Source organism: thiotrophic endosymbiont of Bathymodiolus puteoserpentis (Logatchev) (assembly GCF_900127505.1).
Classification (GTDB): domain Bacteria; phylum Pseudomonadota; class Gammaproteobacteria; order PS1; family Pseudothioglobaceae; genus Thiodubiliella.
The window spans coordinates 4,927-8,134 of record NZ_UEXF01000036.1 but is presented as its reverse complement, the minus strand read 5'-3'; the positions used below and the strand labels follow the sequence as shown (position 1 = coordinate 8,134).

The 3,208-nt window shown below is 40.7% G+C and carries 3 protein-coding genes; all 3 read right to left on the bottom strand.

Annotated features, from left to right (window positions below):
* A partial coding sequence (locus BHECKSOX2_RS06175) for an RHS repeat domain-containing protein (RefSeq protein ID WP_425356609.1) occupies positions 1 to 947 on the bottom strand: 947 nt, incomplete at its 3' end.
* A 23-nt stretch (positions 948 to 970) separates the two neighbouring features.
* A complete protein-coding gene (locus BHECKSOX2_RS06170) occupies positions 971 to 1,351 on the bottom strand; it encodes a hypothetical protein (RefSeq protein WP_180323687.1) in 381 nt (126 codons plus the stop codon).
* A gap of 9 nt (positions 1,352 to 1,360) precedes the next feature.
* The coding region (locus BHECKSOX2_RS06165) for an RHS repeat domain-containing protein (RefSeq protein WP_180323686.1) at positions 1,361 to 3,208 on the bottom strand (1,848 nt) is incomplete at its 5' end.

Below are 3,208 nucleotides of genomic sequence, written 5' to 3'. Positions count from 1 at the left end.
TGTGGGTCATATACTCTACCATTCATATGAATAAAGCCCATTTCATCAATGTGTTCATGTCCTGTAAAGCCTCTATTGGTCAGGGCGGGGATGATAGGCAGTAGTGGGTCGCTGGCGCGCCAGTCGCCTTTGCGTCTTTGTCCGAAGGCGGTGTATGCCATGCGTTCAACGATGTTGCCTTGTCCATCGGTGATGGTGTCTATTGAGCCGAGGTTGTCGTAATGTAGATAACGGGTTTTATCGGGGATTGGTGTTGCTGGCGTGCCTGATGTACCTGATGCACCTGTTGTGCCTGATGTACTCGTTGTGTCGGTTTTGATGTGAATGGCAATGAGTTGTTTATCTAGATAGATAAAGTGTTTATGCTCAGTATTGGTGTTTTGTTTGATTTTTTCATAAACCTTGCCAAAGTATTGAGTGGTGATGGTGGTATTGTCACTGCTTTTTGTTTGTACTTTTTGGTAACGACTTCTATTAGGTGCATAGGTGAAGGTTGTACTGTCTCCTCCTTTGGTGAATTTCTTGGGCTTGTTAAATGATGTCCAAGTAATAGATTTATTGCTATTTTTGGTCATATTGCCATTGGCATCGTAAGTGTAGGCTCTGTCTTGGTTGCTGGTATTGGTTTTTATCCCTGTGATTGAGTTAGGGGTATGCGGACGAACACCACTAGCAGCGTTGTAACTGTAATCACCGACATCAGATTTGTTGGTGATGTTGCCATTGATGTCGTATTCGTAATCCACTTTATAACTATAATCAACATTATCAATCTTACCGGTGGTACTTGACTGGGTTAGGCGGTCTAGGGCGTCATAAGTAAAGCGCTCACTCAAACCTGAGATATGGTTTTGTCTTTGTGTGACATTGTCCATTAGGTCATATTCATATTCTAGGTTACGGATTTCATCAGGCTGGTTGGATGGATTGTTTAATAAATTGCACACTGACCCTAATTATTTTAAGCCCTTTATCTTTTTTTCTGGCTTATTTTTTGTGCAATAAGCCAATATACATACGAATGAATTATTCCACAAAAGAAAAATATAGGATAATCCAAAATTCCTAATCCTATATAAAATAAATCTACAGTTAATGCAGTTAATCCACCTATAAACAATGTATTTTTAAGATTGAAATTATTACTTTTATTCGTCAAAATATGCGCAGGAATAACGAATAAGATTGTAAAAATAATAATAACTATAAACGATACAATAAAAACAGGCAAAACATAGGTAAAAAACCTCTCAGCATCAATATTCGGCTCTATCATCATCACGAATAAAGGGGGTATTGTAGCACTTGAGATTAAAGAACTAAAAAGACTAACTTTTACAAAATACATCATATTTTTTCATTATGGATTATACGGATCACAAGTACTGCAAATCATGCTGTCAGTAAAAGGTATGTTTCCACTATAAATACCCGACCATGGTGTCCTATCAAATGTATTGTTATGCCAACTGTTAATTTGGTCATTACTTAAAACACCTCTCCAATTACTTTGGCTAGTATCAGCGTAATCTCTGTCTACCCAGTCAACATAATCAACCATTAGATTTATCCCTAATTGTTCATTATTCATTGGTGACAACATATTAGCAGATTTACCACGAAACCCTCTATTAGCAACAACATCTAAAGCTGTTGGTGCAAACGGATCGTCCCTTGAGTCTCTAACATACCAAAATATTATCCTTGACATTGGTGTTCCTTTTTTTGCTAATCTCCTTTCATACGCAGAAATGGGAATACCTTTTTTCTGACGATGCATTAGCTCATTAAACAAATACCTAAACGCCCCCGTCTGCGCCCCGTTTGCGAATTTACCGCCACCAACCACCGAGATGGTGCCGCCAACGACCGCATCTCTAGCAGTATTGCCAATCATCTCAGACATATTCTTTAAATGTCCTGACGAACCAAGGTAAGAGCCGAGTGAACCTGATAAAAAACCAGCGCCAAAACTACCGCCCATTCTGTCTTGCACGATACCGCCTGCCAATCCATGAGCGGCTAAGGTTTTCATGGAGCCTGATTCCCATCCTGGGTTGTATTGCATTTTACCATTAATACCCATTTTCCCGCCTCGTAGTCCACCAATACCCATAAACAACCCTGCTGCCAGCCCTGCACCTTGGGCGGCTTTGGCACTCCCTGTTGCGATGTAGGTTACAGAGTAAGTCACGGCGTAAGCAATTGCTATTTGTGCCAATAACAGTTGGGCGCCAACAGCAGAAATCACTGCTTGAGTGGCGACTGCAGAAATAAAACTCAATATAATGCCAAAAAAGTTTCCAGTAGGATCGGTATATTTTAGTGGGTTATTTATAACATAACTGTATCTATTATAACTCTGTGTGTTGTAAGGGTCTTGGATATATGGATCCGCACTGAGGAATCTTCCAATTTGTGGGTCATATACTCTACCATTCATATGAATAAAGCCCATTTCATCAATGTGTTCATGTCCTGTAAAGCCTCTATTGGTCAGGGCGGGGATGATAGGCAGTAGTGGGTCGCTGGCGCGCCAGTCGCCTTTGCGCCTTTGTCCGAAGGCGGTGTATGCCATGCGTTCAACGATGTTGCCTTGTCCATCGGTGATGGTGTCTATTGAGCCGAGGTTGTCGTAATGTAGATAACGGGTTTTATCGGGGATTGGTGTTGCTGGCGTGCCTGTTGTACCTGATGTACCTGTTGTGCCTGATGTACTCGTTGTGTCGGTTTTGATGTGAATGGCAATGAGTTGTTTATCTAGATAGATAAAGTGTTTATGCTCAGTATTGGTGTTTTGTTTGATTTTTTCATAAACCTTGCCAAAGTATTGAGTGGTGATGGTGGTATTGTCACTGCTTTTTGTTTGTACTTTTTGGTAACGACTTCTATTAGGGGCATAGGTGAAGGTTGTGCTGTCTCCTCCTTTGGTGAATTTCTTGGGCTTGTTAAATGATGTCCAAGTAATAGATTTATTGCCATTTTTGGTCATATTGCCATTGGCATCGTAAGTGTAGGCTCTGTCTTGGTTGCTGGTATTGATTCTTAGGCCTGTGATTGAATTTGGCGTGTGGGGATGGGTGCTATTAACATTGTTATACTTGTAATCACCAACATCAGCTTTGTTGAGGATATTGCCATTGATGTCGTATTGGTAACTAACGGCATAACTATAATCAACATCATCAATCTTACCGGTGGTGCTTGA

Bases quoted from the DNA above. Each gene is read 5' to 3' on its own strand.
- BHECKSOX2_RS06170 (WP_180323687.1), bottom strand. From the start codon at position 1,351: ATGATGTATTTTGTAAAAGTTAGTCTTTTTAGTTCTTTAATCTCAAGT.